The organism is Paraburkholderia sp. EG304 (genome assembly GCF_046543485.1).
Taxonomy (GTDB): domain Bacteria; phylum Pseudomonadota; class Gammaproteobacteria; order Burkholderiales; family Burkholderiaceae; genus Paraburkholderia; species Paraburkholderia youngii.
In genome coordinates this window covers 268,553-285,626 of the sequence record NZ_JBKGUA010000004.1, presented here as the reverse complement: position 1 = coordinate 285,626, position 17,074 = coordinate 268,553, and the positions used below count along the sequence as shown (strand labels likewise).

At 66.4% G+C, this 17,074-nt stretch carries 16 protein-coding genes; 12 read left to right on the top strand and 4 right to left on the bottom strand.

The genetic code is table 11. The annotated features are described in order from the left end of the window. The first annotated feature begins 100 nt into the window (after positions 1-100). From ACLFKU_RS07355 to pyrF, 11 genes are all read left to right on the top strand, one after another. On the top strand, positions 101-1,117 hold the full coding sequence (locus ACLFKU_RS07355; RefSeq protein ID WP_410848628.1) for an IclR family transcriptional regulator: 1,017 nt from the start codon (positions 101-103) through the stop codon (positions 1,115-1,117). Beyond that, positions 1,114-2,229: a 2-dehydro-3-deoxygalactonokinase gene (locus tag ACLFKU_RS07350; RefSeq protein ID WP_410848627.1), complete on the top strand. Its 1,116-nt coding sequence runs from the start codon at positions 1,114-1,116 to the stop codon at positions 2,227-2,229. Before ACLFKU_RS07355 ends, ACLFKU_RS07350 begins: the two co-directional genes overlap by 4 nt. A 44-nt stretch (positions 2,230-2,273) precedes the next feature. After that, entirely contained in the window at positions 2,274-2,954 is a 681-nt protein-coding gene (locus tag ACLFKU_RS07345; protein ID WP_368584064.1) for a 2-dehydro-3-deoxy-6-phosphogalactonate aldolase, read from the top strand. Further along, positions 2,951-3,733, top strand: coding sequence for an SDR family oxidoreductase (locus ACLFKU_RS07340; protein ID WP_176365584.1), 783 nt, complete (start codon positions 2,951-2,953; stop codon positions 3,731-3,733). The genes ACLFKU_RS07345 and ACLFKU_RS07340 overlap by 4 nt, the downstream gene beginning before the upstream one ends. A gap of 121 nt (positions 3,734-3,854) precedes the next feature. Next, positions 3,855-4,853 (top strand): arabinose ABC transporter substrate-binding protein, encoded by a 999-nt coding sequence (locus ACLFKU_RS07335; RefSeq protein WP_368584062.1) that lies wholly within the window; start codon positions 3,855-3,857, stop codon positions 4,851-4,853. 105 nt (positions 4,854-4,958) lie between these two features. Continuing rightward, positions 4,959-6,521, top strand: a complete 1,563-nt coding sequence (gene araG, locus ACLFKU_RS07330) for an L-arabinose ABC transporter ATP-binding protein AraG (RefSeq protein WP_410848626.1) — start codon at positions 4,959-4,961, stop codon at positions 6,519-6,521. A gap of 54 nt (positions 6,522-6,575) precedes the next feature. Continuing rightward, positions 6,576-7,592 carry an L-arabinose ABC transporter permease AraH gene (araH, locus tag ACLFKU_RS07325; RefSeq protein ID WP_410848625.1) on the top strand — a complete coding sequence of 339 codons (1,017 nt, stop codon included), beginning with the start codon at positions 6,576-6,578 and terminating at the stop codon, positions 7,590-7,592. 41 nt (positions 7,593-7,633) lie between these two features. Further along, a complete protein-coding gene (locus ACLFKU_RS07320; RefSeq protein WP_368584059.1) occupies positions 7,634-8,434 on the top strand; it encodes an SDR family NAD(P)-dependent oxidoreductase in 801 nt (266 codons plus the stop codon). Beyond that, positions 8,431-9,372 carry an SMP-30/gluconolactonase/LRE family protein gene (locus ACLFKU_RS07315; protein ID WP_410848624.1) on the top strand — a complete coding sequence of 314 codons (942 nt, stop codon included), beginning with the start codon at positions 8,431-8,433 and terminating at the stop codon, positions 9,370-9,372. Before ACLFKU_RS07320 ends, ACLFKU_RS07315 begins: the two co-directional genes overlap by 4 nt. Before the next feature lie 220 nt (positions 9,373-9,592). After that, positions 9,593-10,654, top strand: coding sequence for an aldose 1-epimerase (locus tag ACLFKU_RS07310; protein ID WP_410848623.1), 1,062 nt, complete (start codon positions 9,593-9,595; stop codon positions 10,652-10,654). A 110-nt stretch (positions 10,655-10,764) separates the two neighbouring features. Beyond that, positions 10,765-11,580: an orotidine-5'-phosphate decarboxylase gene (gene pyrF / locus ACLFKU_RS07305; protein ID WP_410848622.1), complete on the top strand. Its 816-nt coding sequence runs from the start codon at positions 10,765-10,767 to the stop codon at positions 11,578-11,580. Positions 11,581-11,596: 16 nt separating this feature from the next. Here the strand turns inward: pyrF and ACLFKU_RS07300 are convergent, their stop codons facing one another. From ACLFKU_RS07300 to thiL, 4 genes are all read right to left on the bottom strand, one after another. Further along, positions 11,597-12,127 carry a cupin domain-containing protein gene (locus ACLFKU_RS07300; protein ID WP_368584055.1) on the bottom strand — a complete coding sequence of 177 codons (531 nt, stop codon included), beginning with the start codon at positions 12,125-12,127 and terminating at the stop codon, positions 11,597-11,599. A 32-nt stretch (positions 12,128-12,159) separates the two neighbouring features. Next, a complete protein-coding gene (locus ACLFKU_RS07295; RefSeq protein WP_013090547.1) occupies positions 12,160-12,660 on the bottom strand; it encodes a CinA family protein in 501 nt (166 codons plus the stop codon). A 109-nt stretch (positions 12,661-12,769) separates the two neighbouring features. After that, positions 12,770-13,345, bottom strand: a complete 576-nt coding sequence (locus ACLFKU_RS07290) for a phosphatidylglycerophosphatase A (RefSeq protein WP_368584054.1) — start codon at positions 13,343-13,345, stop codon at positions 12,770-12,772. Next, on the bottom strand, positions 13,335-14,336 hold the full coding sequence (gene thiL / locus ACLFKU_RS07285) for a thiamine-phosphate kinase (protein WP_410848621.1): 1,002 nt from the start codon (positions 14,334-14,336) through the stop codon (positions 13,335-13,337). Before thiL ends, ACLFKU_RS07290 begins: the two co-directional genes overlap by 11 nt. A 176-nt stretch (positions 14,337-14,512) precedes the next feature. Here thiL and ACLFKU_RS07280 point away from each other — a divergent pair, with 176 nt between their 5' ends. After that, positions 14,513-16,852 (top strand): NADP-dependent malic enzyme, encoded by a 2,340-nt coding sequence (locus tag ACLFKU_RS07280; RefSeq protein ID WP_410848620.1) that lies wholly within the window; start codon positions 14,513-14,515, stop codon positions 16,850-16,852. The last annotated feature ends 222 nt before the right edge of the window (positions 16,853-17,074 follow it).

The following is a 17,074-nucleotide window of genomic DNA, read 5'->3' as shown; positions in this document are numbered from 1 at the left end:
GCCAACCACAGCAGCCGCGCGAGCGCGGCGCCGCACGCGTTCCCGCCCTGTTCTCCGGCCCCGCGCGCTAAGCGCAGAAACCATCCGAAAGCGAATCGCCATGAACAAAGCGATGCCTACTCACGGGGCTAGCCCGACCGAGGCGGCGCCGGGGTCGAACGGCGCGCCGGACCGCGCCGCGAATCCCGCGCCGCGCGAGGCTTCAGCCGTCACCGCCAATGTCGCCGCCAGTGCGTCCGCAACCGCAAGGGCGTCGCGCCCGGTGCAGCGCGCGGCAACCGTCGACGGACTCGGGCTGCCGGTCACGCTGCTGGAAATCACGCCGCAGCAGGCCGGCACACAGACACTGTTGCGCGGCCTCGCGATTCTCGAGGCGGCGGCGGCCGGCGTGCGCGATCTGCGCAGCTTCGGCGCCGCGCTCGGCACCACCCGCAGCACCACGCATCGACTGGTCAGCAGCCTCGTGCAGGCGCGCTATCTGCGCCAGGTGCAGGGCGGCTATCTGCTCGGGCCGAAGCTGATCGAGCTCGGCACGATCGCGCTCGAACAGATGCCGCTGACGGCCGTCGCGCGTCCGCACCTGCAGGCGCTGGCCGAGCAGACGCTCGACACGATCCACCTCGGCGTGCGCGACGGCGACGACGTGCTGTACATCGACAAGATCCCCGGCACGCGCGGCCTCGAAATGCGCTCGCGGGTCGGCCATCGGATGCCGCTCGCGTCGACCGGCATCGGCAAGGCGATGATGCTCGACCTCGCGCCGGACGCATGGCAGTCGCTGTTCGAGGCGTCGCGCCGCGCGCTCGCGGGCGTCAGCTTCAAGCCCGACAACCGCCCCGACGCGCCGACCTTCCTGCAGCGCATGACGAACTACGCGGCCGGCGGCTACACGTTCGATCTCGAAGAGAACGAAGCGTCGATCCGTTGCGTCGCGGCGCCGGTGCGCGATGCGTCGGGCGCGATCGTCGCGGCGTTGTCGGTGGCGAGCACGATTCCGTATATGCCGCTCGAACGGATGGACGAACTGATTCCGGTCGTGCAGCGCGAGGCGCGCGCGATTTCGGAAGAACTCGGTTGGCGCGCACCGCAACCGGCCACGCGCAGGATCAAGCGATGAAACAAGCGGGCACCGCCACGCTGGCGAACCACCAGGCGCCCGCCGGGCCCACATCGGGCGTGCAGCCGGACGCGACCGATGGCACGGATACCGCCGCCGTCGATTTCACGCATGCCGCGCTGATCGCGCTCGACTGGGGCACGACGTCGCTGCGCGCGTATCTGTTGGACGTGCACGGTCGCGTGCTGGCGACGCGCGCATCGTCGGCCGGCATTATGAATCTGCCGCGCAGCGCGGCCGAGGGCGGCTTCGACGCGGCGTTCGACGACGCCTGCGGCGCGTGGCTCGAGCATGGGCGCGGCGTGCCGGTGATCGCGGCGGGGATGGTGGGCAGCGCGCAGGGCTGGCTCGAAGCGCCGTATGTCGAGACGCCCGCGAACGCCGATGCGCTGGTGGCCGGCATCGTCCGCGTGCAGACCGCGCGCGGCGCGACGCTGCATATCGTGCCGGGCGTGCTGCAACGCGGCGAATTGCCGAACGTGATGCGCGGCGAGGAGACGCAGATTTTCGGCGCGCTCAGCGCGGATGCGAACGGCGCGCAAGGCACGAGCGCCGTCGACAGCAACGCTCGCTCACTGATCGGCCTGCCCGGCACGCACGCGAAATGGGCGGTCGTGCAGGCGGAGCGCATCGAGCGTTTTCACACCTTCATGACTGGCGAAGTATTCGCCGCGCTGCGCGAGCACACGATTCTCGGCCGTACGATGGTCACGCCCGATCGGCCGGATACCGAAGCATTTTTGCGCGGTGTGAACATCGCGCGCGAGAAAGGTCAGGCGGGCGTGCTCGCGACCGTGTTCAGCACGCGCACGCTCGGCTTGACCGGCGCGCTGTCGAGCGACGCACAGCCCGACTATCTGTCGGGCCTGCTGATCGGACACGAACTCGCCGGCCTCGAAGCGGTGCTCGCTCAGCAAGGCAGCTCGCTCGCGCAGCAGAGTCTGCGGCTGATCGGCAACGACGCGCTATGCGAGCGCTACCGCCTCGCGCTCGCGCAATTCGGCTGTCTGCGCGCGGAGCCGGTCAGGCACGCGACCGAACGCGGCCTGTGGCGCGTTGCGGTAGCAGCGGGGCTCGTGCAGCCGTCCGCGCAGGCGGCGCGCGCGGGCTGACCGGCGGCAGAGCCTTTACGACGCTCACGAAACAAGGAACCGACATGCAACCACATATCAATCTGCCCGGACCCTACATGCCGCACGCGGGTCTGATCGCCGCGTTCGAAGTCTGTCCGCTGATCGCGATCATGCGTGGCGTCACGCCCGCCGACGCGGCCGATCACGGTCAAGCGCTGTACGAAGCGGGTTTTCGCATCGTCGAAGTACCGCTCAATTCGCCGCAGCCGTTCGACAGCATCTCCGCGATCCGCAAGGTGCTGCCGGCCGACGCGATCGTCGGCGCGGGCACGGTGCTGCATCCGCTGTACGTCGACGACGTGAAGTCGGCGGGCGGCGAGCTCATCGTGATGCCGCACAGCGATCCGGATGTCGTGATCGCCGCGAAGGCGCGCGGCCTCGCCTGCGCGCCCGGCGTCGCGACGCCGACCGAAGCGTTCATCGCGCTGAAGAACGGCGCGGACGTGCTGAAGATGTTCCCCGCCGAGCAGCTCGGCTGCCAGGTCGTCAAGGCATGGCGCGCGGTGATCGCCGCGCAGGTGCCGCTCGTGCCGGTCGGGGGCATCAACCCGGACAACATGGGGCCGTTCCTGAGCGCCGGCGCCAACGGTTTCGGCCTCGGCTCGGCGCTGTACAAGCCGGGCCAAAGCGCGGCGGTGACCGCGTCGCATGCGAAGGCGTTCATCAACGGTCTGCGGATCGCTCGCGCAGGAGCGAAGAAATGAACCGGCTCGCCGGCAAAGCCGCTCTAGTGACCGGCGCCGGGCGCGGCATCGGCGCGGCGATCGCGCTCGCATTCGCGCGCGAGGGCGCGGCGGTCGTGCTGGCGGAACTCGATCTCGACACGGCGCAGCGCACGGCGGCGCGGATCGAGGCGGAAGTCGGCGCAGGCGCGCGCGTGCTCGCGGTGCAGACCGACGTGACCCAACCCGCGTCGCTGCGGCACGCGGTGAGCGAAGGCGAGCGCGCGTTCGGTGCGCTCGACATCCTCGTCAACAACGCGGGCATCAACGTGTTTTGCGATCCGCTGACGATGACGGACGCCGACTGGCGGCGCTGCTTCGCGGTCGATCTCGACGGCGTGTGGAATGGCTGTCGCGCGGTGCTGCCGGGGATGGTCGAACGCGGCGCGGGCAGCATCGTGAACATCGCGTCGACCCACGCGTTCAAGATCATTCCGGGCTGCTTCCCGTATCCGGTCGCGAAGCATGGCGTGATCGGCCTCACGCGCGCGCTCGGCATCGAGTACGCGCCGTGCAACGTGCGCGTGAACGCGATCGCACCGGGCTACATCGAGACGCAGCTGACGCACGACTGGTGGAACGAGCAGCCCGATCCGGCCGCCGCGCAGCAGGCGACGCTCGATCTGCAGCCGATGAAGCGCATCGGGCGCCCGGAGGAAGTGGCGATGACCGCGGTGTTCCTCGCATCGGACGAGGCGCCGTTCATCAACGCGAGCTGCATCACCGTCGATGGCGGCCGCTCGGCGCTGTATCACGACTGAATTCGCATCGCGAAGAGACGCACAGAACACCGGACGACGCGCTGGCCGCGTGTGTCAGGACCGGTATTAGAAGACGCGGCCGATTACCTTCTCGTTATCAATTAGTCAGGAGACACGCATCATGAAACGCAGAATTTTCCTCACGCTGGCAGCGGCGGCGACGGGTGTGCTCTTCAACGCGCCGGTCGTACAGGCTGCCGATACGGTCAAGATCGGCTTCCTCGTGAAGCAGCCGGAAGAGCCGTGGTTCCAGGACGAATGGAAGTTCGCCGAGATCGCCGCCAAGGAGAAGGGCTTCACGCTCGTGAAGATCGGCGCGCCGTCGGGCGAGAAGGTGATGAGCGCAATCGATAACCTCGCCGCGCAGAAGGCGCAGGGCTTCGTGATCTGCACGCCCGACGTCAAGCTCGGGCCGGGCATCGTCGCGAAGGCGAAAGCCGACGGCCTGAAGATGATGACGGTCGACGACCGCCTCGTCGACGGCGCGGGCAAGCCGATCGAAGCGGTGCCGCATATGGGCATCTCGGCGTATAACATCGGCAAGCAGGTCGGCGACGGCATCGCGGCTGAAATCAAGAAGCGCGGCTGGGACATGAAGGACGTCGGCGCGATCGACGTGACCTATGAACAGCTGCCGACCGCGCATGACCGCACCACCGGCGCGACCGACGCGCTGGTCGCCGCGGGCTTCCCGAAAGCGAACGTGATCACCGCGCCGCAAGCGAAGACCGACACGGAAAACGCTTTCAACGCCGCCAACATCGCGCTGACGAAGAACCCGCAGTTCAAGCACTGGGTCGCTTACGCGCTGAACGACGAAGGCGTGCTCGGCGCGGTGCGCGCGGCGGAAGGCCGTGGCTTCAAGGCCGACAACATGATCGGTATCGGCATCGGCGGCTCGGAATCCGCGCTGAACGAGTTCAAGAAGCCGCAGCCGACGGGCTTCTTCGGCACCGTGATCATCAGCCCGAAGCGCCACGGCGAGGAAACCTCGGAACTGATGTACTCGTGGATCACCCAGGGCAAGGAGCCGCCGCTGCTGACGCTGACGACCGGCATGCTGGCGACGCGCGACAACGTCGGCGAAGTGCGCGAGAAGATGGGCCTCGCGTCGAAGTAATCGCGGGTCTTGCGGTGACATGAAGTACACCGCCGGCGCGCCGCTTTCTCCGCCTGTTGCGGAGGGCGGCGCGCGTACGGTCTACATGAGGGATGAGGAGGCGAAGTGTCAGCGACGCTACGTTTTGACAATATCGGCAAGGTTTTTCCAGGCGTGCGTGCGCTCGACGGTGTGTCCTTCGACGTCAACGTCGGCCAGGTGCACGGCCTGATGGGCGAAAACGGCGCGGGAAAATCGACGCTGCTGAAAATTCTCGGCGGCGAGTATCAGCCCGATTCGGGCCACATGATGATCGACGGCAAGGAGGTGCGCTTTCCGAGCGCGGCCGCGTCGATCGGTGCCGGCATCGCGGTGATTCACCAGGAACTGCAGTACGTACCGGACCTCACGGTCGCGGAAAATCTCCTGCTCGGCCAACTGCCCAACGCGCTCGGCTGGGTCAACAAGCGCGAGGCGAAGCGCTTCGTGCGCGAGCGGCTCGAAGCGATGGGCGTCGCGCTCGATCCGAACGCGAAACTGCGCAAGCTGTCGATCGCGCAGCGGCAGATGGTCGAAATCTGCAAGGCGCTGATGCGCAATGCGCGCGTGATCGCGCTCGACGAGCCGACCAGTTCGCTGTCGCATCGCGAGACCGAGGTGCTGTTCAAGCTGGTGCGCGATCTGCGCGCCGACAACCGCGCGATGATCTACATCTCGCACCGCATGGACGAGATCTACGAGCTGTGCGACGCGTGCACGATCTTCCGCGACGGCCGCAAGGTCGCGTCGCATCCGACGCTCGAAGGCGTATCGCGCGACACGATCGTGAGCGAGATGGTCGGGCGCGAAATTTCGGACATCTATAGCTATACGGCGCGGCCGCTCGGCGAAGTGCGCTTCGCGGCGAAGGCGATCGAAGGTCATCCGCTCGCGCAGCCGGCCAGCTTCGAGGTGCGGCGCGGCGAAATCGTCGGCTTCTTCGGACTCGTCGGCGCGGGCCGCAGCGAGCTGATGCATCTGGTGTACGGCGCCGAGCATCGCAAGGGCGGCGAACTCGTGCTCGACGGCAAGCCGATCAAGGTGCGCAGCGCGGGCGAGGCGATCAAACACGGCATCGTGCTGTGCCCCGAGGATCGCAAGGAAGAAGGCATCGTCGCGATGGCGAGCGTCGCGGAGAACATCAACATCAGCTGCCGCCGTCACTATCTGCGCGCGGGCGTGTTTCTCGATCGCAAGAAAGAGGCGCAGACGGCGGACCGTTTCATCAAGCTGCTGAAGATCAAGACGCCGCATCGCCGGCAGAAGATCCGCTTCCTGTCGGGCGGCAACCAGCAGAAGGCGATTCTGTCGCGCTGGCTCGCCGAGCCAGATCTGAAGGTCGTGATTCTCGACGAACCGACGCGCGGCATCGACGTCGGCGCGAAGCACGAGATCTATAACGTGATCTATCAGCTCGCGGAGCGCGGCTGCGCGATCGTGATGATTTCGTCGGAGTTGCCCGAAGTGCTCGGCGTGTCCGACCGGATCGTCGTGATGCGCCAGGGCCGCATTTCCGGCGAGCTCGCGCGCAAGGATGCGACCGAGCAGTCGGTGCTGAGCCTCGCGCTGCCGCAAAGCTCGACCGCGCTACCTGGTGACTCGAACACGAACGCCAACGCAGCCAACCAGAGCGGCTCGCGCGCGGCCTGAACCTTATCCGGACGAGAGTCCGCAACCCGTGGGGAACGGGGAGGAGTATTGAACATGCAAGCCAGAGAAAACCTCGCGCAGCAGGCCGCCAAGAGCGCGGCCGACGCGCTGATTCCGCAGACCAGCGACAAGGCCAAGTGGTGGCAGCAGATCACCGAGTACAGCCTGATCGTGATTTTCATCGTGATGTTCGTCACGATGTCGCTGACCGTCGATCATTTCTTCTCGATCGAGAACATGCTCGGCCTCGCTCTGTCGATCTCGCAGATCGGCATGGTCGCGTGCACGATGATGTTCTGCCTCGCGTCGCGCGACTTCGACCTGTCGGTCGGCTCGACCGTCGCATTCGCCGGCGTGCTGTGCGCGATGGTGCTCAACGCGACCAACAGCACGGTCATCGCGATCATCGCGGCGGTCGCGGCGGGCGGGGTGATCGGTTTCGTCAACGGCGCGGTGATCGCTTATCTGCGCATCAACGCGCTGATTACCACGCTCGCGACGATGGAAATCGTCCGCGGCCTCGGTTTCATCGTGTCGCATGGTCAGGCGGTCGGCGTGTCGTCGGATACCTTCATCGCATTGGGCGGCCTGACGTTCTTCGGCGTGTCGCTGCCGATTTGGGTCACGCTGATCTGCTTCATCGTGTTCGGCGTGATGCTGAACCAGACCGTGTACGGCCGCAATACGCTCGCGATCGGCGGTAATCCGGAAGCGTCGCGGCTCGCCGGTATCAACGTCGAGCGCACGCGCGTCTACATCTTCCTGATCCAGGGCGCCGTCACCGCGCTCGCCGGCGTGATTCTCGCGTCGCGTATCACGTCGGGTCAGCCGAATGCCGCCGAAGGCTTCGAGCTGAACGTGATCTCCGCGTGCGTGCTCGGCGGCGTGTCGCTGCTGGGCGGCCGCGCGACGATCTCGGGCGTCGTGATCGGCGTGCTGATCATGGGCACGGTCGAGAACGTGATGAACCTGTTGAACATCGACGCGTTCTACCAGTACCTGGTGCGCGGCGCGATCCTGCTCGCGGCCGTGTTGCTCGACCAGTTGAAGAACCGCGGCTCGCGCGACTGAGTCGCTTTCACCCCATCCCAAGCTCATAAAGGAATCGAACGATGTCGTCTCCGGCCAATGCAAACGTCAGTCTCGCTGACACCGCGTACGCGCGCTATCCGAGCCTCGTCGACCGTACGGTGCTGATCACGGGCGGCGCGACCGGCATCGGCGCATCGTTCGTCGAGCACTTCGCGGCGCAGGGCGCGCGCGTCGCGTTCTTCGATATCGACGCGAGCGCCGGCGAAGCCCTCGCCGACCAGCTCGGCGATTCGAAGCACAAGCCGCTGTTTCTCCCCTGCGACCTGACCGATGTCGACGCGCTGCAAAAAGCGATCGCCGATGTGAAGGCGGCGCTGGGTCCGATCCAGGTGCTGATCAACAACGCGGCGAACGACAAGCGCCATCAGATTGCCGACGTCACGCGCGAGTCGTTCGACGCGGGCATCGCCGTCAATATCCGCCACCAGTTCTTCGCGGCGCAGGCCGTGATGGAGGACATGAAGGCCGCGCGCAGCGGCTCGATCATCAACCTCGGCTCGATCAGCTGGATGCTGAAGAACGGCGGCTATCCGGTGTACGTGATGTCGAAGTCGGCGGTGCAGGGGCTCACGCGCGGGCTCGCGCGCGACCTCGGCCACTTCAATATCCGCGTCAACACGCTGGTGCCCGGTTGGGTGATGACCGAGAAGCAGCTGCGCCTGTGGCTCGACGACAACGGCCGCCGGCAGATCAAGGAAGGCCAGTGCATCGACGCCGAGCTGATGCCGGCCGACCTCGCGCGCATGGCGCTGTTCCTCGCCGCCGACGACAGCCGCATGATCACCGCGCAGGACATCGTCGTGGACGGAGGCTGGGCGTGAGCGGCAACCCGCGCGTGCAGCGGGCCACGCTGCTGCTCGACGCGCAGTGCGAACTCGGCGAAGGCGCGACCTGGTGCGCCCGCAGCGGCCGTTTCTACTGGACCGATATCGAGGGCGCGCGGCTGTGGCGCTACGATCCGGCCGACGGCAGCAGCGATTCGTTCGACATGCCCGAGCGGCTCGCCACCTTCGCGTTGTGCGAAAACCCGCGCTACGTGCTGCTCGGGCTCGCATCGCATCTCGCGTTTTTCGATCTGCAGACCGGCACTACGCAGCGGATCGTCGACGTCGAACCCGGCATGAACACGCGCGTGAACGATGGCCGCTGTGATCGGCAAGGGCGCTTCGTGTTCGGCACCAAGGACGAAAGCGGGCAACGGCAGAGGGTCGCCGGCTTTTATCGGTTGAATCACGATCTATCGCTCGAACGCTTACCGTTGCCAGCGCCGGCAATTTCGAACAGCATCGCATTCAGTCCCGACGGCGCGACGATGTACTACTGCGATTCGCCGACGCGTGAAATCCGCGCGTGCGACTATCGCGCGGACGGCAGCATCGCGAACGATCGCGTGTTCACGCGTCTAACCGATGCGAACGGCATCCCCGACGGCTCGACCGTCGACAGCGACGGCGGCCTGTGGAACGCGCAGTGGGGCGGCGCGCGCGTGGTGCGCTACGGTCCCGATGGTGTGGAAACCGAGCGCATCGACGTGCCGACCACGCAGCCGAGCTGCGTCGCGATCGGCGGTGCCGCGCTCGGCGAGGCCGCGGGCAGCACCCAGGGCGAGAAGGCGCTCGACACGCTGTACATCACGAGCGCCTACGCCGAACTCGATGCGACGGCGCGCGCGGCCGATACGCTCGCGGGCGACCTGTTCGTCGCGACGCTCGCACGGCGCGGTGTTGCGGAACCGCTGTTCCAGGGCGCGCCGATCTAGCGCAGAATGACGCAGCCCCGGCCGCGCGCCGGGGCCGCGATCCTGAAGGTGAAGCAGAAGTCGATGTAGCAGTTTCGGTCTGCTAGCGATACGCCCGCGACCGGCCGGCAACGAATCGGCAGCATGCAGTTCGGACTCGAGGCGAATTGCTCATAAAAAATCGCCCGCAACTCCCGTCAACCCTGACGGCAACGTCCCACGCCTCTCGATGGAGCCAGATATGACTGTTGCGAATCTCGTTTCAGCCTCATCCCCAACCTCTCAAACGCGACGCTCGCGACTTGCCGCGGCGGCCAATCCGGTGCTGGCGGGCCCGAGCACATCGGCGGTCGCGCTCGGCGAAGGCAGTGCCGGCGATGTCGCGTGCATCACGCTCGCCAACTCGCAATTGCGTCTCGATGTCGCGCCGACGCTCGGCGGCGGCGTGACCCGCTTCGACTGGCGCGACGACGGCGCGCTGACGCCGATCTTCCGGCGCTGCAGTGAAGTCGGTGTCGATACGGAACCGAACCAGCTTGCCTGCTATCCGCTGTTGCCGTACTCGAACCGCATCGGCGGCGGTCATTTCAGCGTGGGCGGGCGGCGCGTCGAGGTGCCGCGCAACCGCGCCGATGAACCGCTGCCGATTCACGGCGACGGCTGGCTCGCGCAATGGCAGGTGCTCGACACGGGCCGCGAGCACGTGCGCCTCGCGCTCGACCGCAGCGACGGCAAGCCGTACGCGTTCCGCGCGACGCAAACCTATACGCTCGACGGCCCGACGCTCATCGTCGCGCTCGAAATCGAAAACGCTGGCCGCGAGACGCTGCCGTTCGGGCTCGGCGTGCATCCGTTCTTCGTGCGCGATGAGGACACCGAGTTGTCGGCGGCGGCCGGCGGCTTGTGGCTGTCGGGCGACGACTGGCTGCCGGTGCGTCACGTGCCGGCGCCGCCCGCGTGGCAGTTCGGCGTCGCGTATCCGCTGCCGGAGACGATCGTCAATCACGCGTTCACCGGCTGGAGCGGCCAGGCGGCGGTGGTGTGGCCGAAGCGCCGGCTGTCGCTGAACATCGCCGCCGATACCGACTACTACGTGCTGTACACACCGCCCGGGGAAGACTTCTTCTGCTTCGAGCCGGTCGATCATCCGATCAATGCGATGAACCTGGCCGGCGGCGCGAGCGAAAACGGCATGACGCTGCTCAAGCGCGGCGAGCGGTTGACGCGCACGTTCCGCTTCACGGTCGAGCGGACTGGCCTGCGCTCGATGCCGGGTGCACGTGGCGCGCGGCGCAGGCAGTAGCCACAGTCAATGAGGTGCGGGCCGCGCGCTGACCGCCATCGACGGATGGCGATCGTCGGACGGGTAAAATACGCGCCTCCTCCGATTACCGGCTCGCCGCGAGACTCACCATGTCCAATTTCATCCAGACACTCAACGACGCCTGGCAGCGCACGAACTCGCTGCTGTGCGTTGGGCTTGATCCCGAGCCCAGCAAATTTCCGGGCGCGCTCGCGGGCCGCGCCGACGCGATCTTCGAGTTCTGCCGCACGATCGTCGATGCAACCGCGTCGTATGCGTCGTCGTTCAAGCCGCAGATCGCTTACTTCGCCGCGCATCGCGCGGAAGACCAGCTCGAGCAGCTGATCGCTCACATTCACTCTAACCATCCGGGCCTGCCGGTGATTCTCGACGCCAAGCGCGGCGATATCGGCAGCACCGCCGAGCAGTACGCGCGCGAGGCGTTCGAGCGCTACCAGGCCGACGCGGTGACGGTCAATCCGTACATGGGTTTCGATTCGATCGAGCCGTATCTCGAGCACGCCGGCAAGGGCGTGATCGTGCTGTGCCGCACGTCGAACGCGGGCGGCTCGGACTTGCAGTTTCTCGAGACGGGCGGCCGGCCGCTGTACCAGGTCGTCGCGCAACTGGCCGCGCAGAAGTGGAATGCGAGCGGCCAACTGGGGCTCGTGGTCGGCGCGACGTTTCCGAAGGAAATCGAAGTGGTGCGCGGGATCGTCGGCGACATGCCGCTGCTGATTCCGGGCATTGGTGCGCAAGGCGGCGACGTCCAGGCCACCGTGAGCGCCGGACGTACCGCGAACGGCACCGGCATGCTGATCAACTCTTCGCGCGCGATCATCTACGCGGGCAAGGGCGATGACTTCGCGCAAGCGGCCGCACAGGCAGCGAAGGACACCCGCGACCGAATCAACGCGTTTCGTTGAATCGAGGAGCGGCGCGTCAGCGCGCCGGTCCCAGTCGCCCGATCAACTCCGCATGGCGCGGATGCCGCGCCTTCAGCGCATCGACCTCCGCGAGTTCGAACTCGCTGAATTCGAAACCCGGCGCGACCGTGCAGCCGACCAGCGCGAACGACGCCGGATCGGCGCACTCGGCCGCGAACCACATACCGGCGGGCACGACGGCCTGATACACCGTATCGGGATGCGTGAGCGGATTGCCGAGCCGGTGCGTGACGAGCGCACCGTCGGCCTCGCCTTCATCGAGCACATGGACCAGCAGCGGCTCGCCGGCGTAGAAATGCCAGACTTCGTCGGATCGGATCCGATGCCACGCCGAATGCGCGCCGTCGCACAGCATGTAATAGATCGCGGTCGATGCCGCACGGGTGTTCTCAGTCTCGCTTGCGTCGCCGGCGCGCAGCACGCGCGCGGCGGAGCGATAGGTCTCCGCGAAAAAGCCGCCTTCGGGATGGGGCTTCAGGTCGAAGCGGCGGATCAGTTCATCTGCGATCGCGCGCGAATCCGGCATTGTCCGCCTCCTCAGTGACAGTTAGACGCCGCTCAATGCTCGCGTTCGTCGAGTAGCGCCAGCAGGCCGCGCAGCGCGTGTGCGGCCGCCTGCACGCGGATCTGCTCGCGATCGCCCTTGAAAATCTTCGTTTCCACCGACGTATGCAGCCGATTGGTCCAGCCGAACGACACCATGCCGACCGGCTTGGTTTCGGTGCCGCCACCGGGCCCAGCGACGCCCGTGATCGACAGCGACACCTGCGCGCGGCTGTTGCGCAGCGCGCCTTCAGCCATCGCCCGGGCGACCGGTTCGCTGACCGCGCCGTGCTTTTCGATCAGGTCGGCCGGCACGCCGATCATTTCACTCTTCGCCTGGTTCGAATACGTGACGAAGCCGCGTTCGAACCAGCCGCTGCTGCCGGAGATGTCGGTGATCGCGGTCGCGACCATGCCGCCCGTGCAGGACTCGGCGGTCACGAGCATCAGGCGCTCGTCGCGCAGACGGTTGCTCACGCGGATCGCAAGCTGGTGAACGACGGAATCGGTAGGCATGGCGTCAGTCAATCCGGAAAACGAAGCCGGCCGTGAGGCGCGGCGAACGGCAGGGGCCGGGTGGCGACCAGAAGAGCCGAACGGTGCTCAGGTAGCATTCGGGCAGCGCTCAAACCGACATCCGCCACAGTGCAATCACGAGCAACGTAAAGAACGCGGCGATCAGGTCGTCGAACATGATGCCAAAGCCGCCTTTCAGCCGACGGTCGAAGTAGCCGATCGGCGGCGGCTTCACCATGTCGAAGAAGCGGAAGATCACGAATGCCCACACCTGAGCGGCGAGCGTGGCAGGCGTGACCATCAGCAGCACGAGCCAGAACGCGACGATTTCATCCCACACTACCGCCGACGGATCCTCGACGCCAAGCCGCTTCGCGGTAAAGCCGCACAGCGCGATGCCGGCGAGAAAGCCGACGCCGATCAGCACGCCCCATTCGATAACGGTCAGATAGCGGCTCAGTACCGCGAAGGACGCCCATCCGAACAGCGTGCCGATCGTCCCCGGCGCGACGGGCGACAGCCCGCTGCCGAAGCCGAGCGACAGGATGTGGACTGGATGCGACAGCATGAAGCGCGCGGTCGCGCGGCGTGGCTGAGCGGGCTTCGGCGCGCGCGGTTCTGGTGCTTGCGGCGGCTCGCTGCCGAGGAAGTCGTCGGCGGGGCCGAGCGGGGGGTCATTCTGCATGAAAGTGATCGAAACCTTGCAGCGTCAGAGTGAGCGGCGCGCCGGCGGCGTTGCGCCACGCGATGGCCGGGCGGTCGGTGGCCGCCTCCAGTGCGCTTATTGTACCGATGCGAGTGACCGGCACAGCGGCCTTGTGCGCGGCGGCCTCGACTGCGGCGCGCGCGGCAGCGGGCGCGGTGAAGCACAGCTCGTAGTCGTCGCCACCGGCTAGCGTGCAGCGCTGCTGGACGTCGGGTGGCAGTCGGCGCAACGCGGCCGAGCGCGGCACCGCGTCGACGTCGACGCTTGCACTCACCGACGAGCGCTCCAGGATATGCAGCAGATCGCCGGCGAGTCCGTCCGACAGGTCGAGCGCCGCGTGTGCGATGCCGCGCAGCGCGAGGCCGAGCGCAATGCGCGGCTCGGGGCGTTCGAGTGCCTGGCGGAACGTCGCGGCGTCGTTCGGATCGGCGGACCATTCGCCCCGCTGCACGCCGAGGCCGGCGCGCGCGTCGCCGAGCGTGCCGGAAATCCAGATGTCGTCACCGGGTTGCGCGGCATCGCGGCGCAATGCTGTTTGCGGCGGCACGCTGCCGAACACGGTAATGCACAGATTGAGCGGCCCGCCGGTCGTATCGCCGCCGATCAGCTCGCAGCCGTAGCGCTCGGCCAGCGCGAACAGGCCTTCGCTGAATCCGGATAGCCACGCTTCGTCGGCCTGCGGCAGCGCGAAGGCGAGCGTGAATGCCTGCGGCTGCGCGCCCATCGCCGCGAGGTCCGACAGGTTGACCGCGAGCGCCTTGTGACCGAGCGCTTCGGCATCGATATCGGCGAAGAAGTGACGGCCTTCCACCAGCATGTCCGTCGAGATCGCCAGCATTTCGCCAGCAGGCGGTGCCAGCAACGCGCAGTCGTCGCCGATGCCGAGCGTGGCGCCTTCGGTAGTAGAGGGCCGCGCTTGGGCGGCGCGGCGGGCGAAGAAGCGGTCGATCAGCGAAAACTCGGAAAGCATGATGGCGGGCGATGAGCGGAGAACGAGTGGAGAAATAGCGCAGGTCAGGAGATTCGAGCGTAATGCCCGGTCGCAAGCAACGGGCGAGCGGTGCAACGGGCAACGGGCTTTCACACTGTTTCAGTCGCGGCAGTTGTACCCGTATTGAAGGAATTGCGTGGGCAATTGGGGCTACAATGCCGTCGAACGTCTATTCTAATCTGCCCTCCGAAGCCCGCCTTATGTCGAATCCCGTCAATACCAAACTCCGCGAAGCAGCCCTCGATTACCACGAGTTTCCGACTCCCGGCAAGATCGCGATCGCCCCGACCAAGCAGATGATCAACCAGCGCGACCTCGCGTTGGCATATTCGCCTGGCGTCGCATTTGCGTGCGAGGAAATCGTCGAGAGCCCGCTGAACGCCGCGCGCTTCACCGCGCGCAGCAACCTCGTCGGCGTCGTCACGAACGGTACCGCGGTGCTGGGTCTCGGCAACATCGGCCCGCTCGCGTCGAAGCCGGTCATGGAAGGCAAGGCCGTCCTGTTCAAGAAGTTCGCCGGCATCGACGTGTTCGATATCGAGATCAACGAGACCGATCCGCACAAGCTGGTCGACGTGATCGCCGCGCTCGAGCCGACCTTCGGCGGCATCAACCTCGAAGACATCAAGGCGCCGGACTGCTTCATCGTCGAACGCGAATGCCGCAAGCGCATGAAGATTCCGGTCTTCCATGACGACCAGCACGGCACCGCGATCGTCGTCGCGGCGGCGGTCACCAACGGCCTGAAGGTCGTCGGCAAGGACATCAAGGAAGTGAAGCTGGTCTCGTCCGGCGCTGGCGCGGCGGCGCTCGCCTGTCTGGACCTGCTGGTCGACCTCGGCCTGCCGCTCGAAAACATCACCGTGACCGACCTCGCGGGCGTCGTCTACAAGGGCCGCACCGAACTGATGGACCCGGACAAGGAGCGTTTCGCGCGTGAAACCAGCGCGCGCTCGCTCGCCGAGGTGATCGACGGCGCGGACGTGTTCCTCGGCCTGTCGGCTGGCGGCGTGCTCAAGCAGGACATGGTCAAGAAGATGGCCGCCAAGCCGCTGATCCTGGCGCTCGCGAACCCGACGCCGGAAATCCTGCCGGAACTCGCGCTCGAAGTGCGCCCGGACGCGGTGCTGTGCACGGGCCGCACCGACTACCCGAACCAGGTCAACAACGTGCTGGTGTTCCCGTTCCTGTTCCGCGGGGCACTGGACGCGGGCGCGACGACGGTCACGCGCGAAATGGAAATCGCCGCTGTCAACGCGATCGCCGAACTGGCGCGCCAGGAACAGAGCGACATCGTCGCGACCGCGTACGGCATCCAGGATCTGTCGTTCGGACCGGAATACCTGATTCCGAAGCCCTTCGATCCGCGTCTGATCGTGAAGGTCGCCCCTGCAGTGGCGAAGGCCGCGATGGACTGTGGCGTCGCCGAGCGTCCGATCGAGGATATGGACGCGTACGCGCAGCATCTGCAGCAATTCGTCTACCACAGCGGCACGACGATGAAGCCGATCTTCCAGCTCGCGCGCAGCGTCGAGCCGGAGAAGAAGCGCATCGTGTTCGCGGAAGGCGAAGAGGAACGTGTACTTCGCGCGATTCAGATCGTCGTCGACGAAAAGCTCGCCAAGCCGATTTTGATCGGCCGGCCGGCCGTAATCGAACAGCGGATCGCTCGTTACGGCCTGCGGCTCGTCGCCGGGCAGGATTACACGGTCGTCAACACCGATCATGACGAACGTTACCGTGAGTTCTGGCAGGAATACGCGAAGATGATGTCGCGCAAGGGCATCACCACGCAGATGGCCAAGCTTGAGATGCGCCGCCGCACCACGCTGATCGGTTCGATGATGGTCAGGAAAGGCGAGGCGGACGGCATGATCTGCGGCACGGTCAGCACGACGCACCGCCATATCCACTTCATCGACCAGGTGATCGGCAAGAAGCCGGGCGCGAAGGTGTATGCGGCGATGAATGGGCTGGTGTTGCCGAACCGGCAGATTTTCCTCGTCGATACGCACGTGAATGTCGATCCGACGCCGGAGGAACTGGCCGAGATCACGATCATGGCGGCCGAGGAAGTGCGTCGCTTTGGTATCGAGCCGAAGGTCGCGCTGGTGTCGCATTCGAACTTCGGTTCGAGCAACGCGCCGAGCGCGCAGAAGATGCGCGATACGCTCGAGATCCTGCGTGAACGCGCGCCGGAGATGCAGATTGACGGCGAAATGCACGGCGATGTCGCGCTCGACTCCAACCTGCGCCGCGAAGTGCTGCCCGATTCGACGCTCGAAGGCGACGCGAACCTGCTGGTGCTGCCGAACATCGATGCGGCCAACATTGCGTACAACCTGCTGAAGACGGCGGCCGGCAACAACATCGCGATTGGCCCGATCCTGCTCGGCGCGGCCAAGCCGGTGCACGTGCTGACGCCGTCGGCGACGGTGCGCCGGATCGTCAACATGGCGGCGCTGCTGGTTGCGGACGTCAGCGCAACCCGCTAAGCGCACATCGTGACCGGGCCGCGACAGGCCCGGCGCCGGTTCTCCAACCGGCGCGCCCTGAAAAAAACGGCGTGCCCGCAATGGGCACGCCTTCAGGGCAAGCTGGGGATCGCCACCCCGAAAAATGGCAATGACACAGCCTTTCGGCTGAGTGGTTCCAGGCTCTAACAACCGCAATCGAGCGCCTCGGCCACCGGCAGCCTGCACCGCTTGCGCTGCGTT

Excerpts from the sequence above, each read along its gene's own strand:
- thiL (WP_410848621.1), bottom strand. The coding sequence starts at position 14,336 with ATGCTTTCCGAGTTTTCGCTGATCGACCGCTTCTTCGCCCGCCGCGCC.
- ACLFKU_RS07290 (WP_368584054.1), bottom strand. The coding sequence starts at position 13,345 with ATGCAGAATGACCCCCCGCTCGGCCCCGCCGACGACTTCCTCGGCAGC.
- ACLFKU_RS07335 (WP_368584062.1), top strand. The coding sequence starts at position 3,855 with ATGAAACGCAGAATTTTCCTCACGCTGGCAGCGGCGGCGACGGGTGTG.
- ACLFKU_RS07280 (WP_410848620.1), top strand. The coding sequence starts at position 14,513 with ATGCCGTCGAACGTCTATTCTAATCTGCCCTCCGAAGCCCGCCTTATG.
- ACLFKU_RS07355 (WP_410848628.1), top strand. The coding sequence starts at position 101 with ATGAACAAAGCGATGCCTACTCACGGGGCTAGCCCGACCGAGGCGGCG.
- ACLFKU_RS07300 (WP_368584055.1), bottom strand. The coding sequence starts at position 12,127 with ATGCCGGATTCGCGCGCGATCGCAGATGAACTGATCCGCCGCTTCGAC.
- ACLFKU_RS07340 (WP_176365584.1), top strand. The coding sequence starts at position 2,951 with ATGAACCGGCTCGCCGGCAAAGCCGCTCTAGTGACCGGCGCCGGGCGC.
- ACLFKU_RS07310 (WP_410848623.1), top strand. The coding sequence starts at position 9,593 with ATGACTGTTGCGAATCTCGTTTCAGCCTCATCCCCAACCTCTCAAACG.
- pyrF (WP_410848622.1), top strand. The coding sequence starts at position 10,765 with ATGTCCAATTTCATCCAGACACTCAACGACGCCTGGCAGCGCACGAAC.
- ACLFKU_RS07295 (WP_013090547.1), bottom strand. The coding sequence starts at position 12,660 with ATGCCTACCGATTCCGTCGTTCACCAGCTTGCGATCCGCGTGAGCAAC.
- araH (WP_410848625.1), top strand. The coding sequence starts at position 6,576 with ATGCAAGCCAGAGAAAACCTCGCGCAGCAGGCCGCCAAGAGCGCGGCC.
- ACLFKU_RS07320 (WP_368584059.1), top strand. The coding sequence starts at position 7,634 with ATGTCGTCTCCGGCCAATGCAAACGTCAGTCTCGCTGACACCGCGTAC.
- ACLFKU_RS07345 (WP_368584064.1), top strand. The coding sequence starts at position 2,274 with ATGCAACCACATATCAATCTGCCCGGACCCTACATGCCGCACGCGGGT.
- ACLFKU_RS07350 (WP_410848627.1), top strand. The coding sequence starts at position 1,114 with ATGAAACAAGCGGGCACCGCCACGCTGGCGAACCACCAGGCGCCCGCC.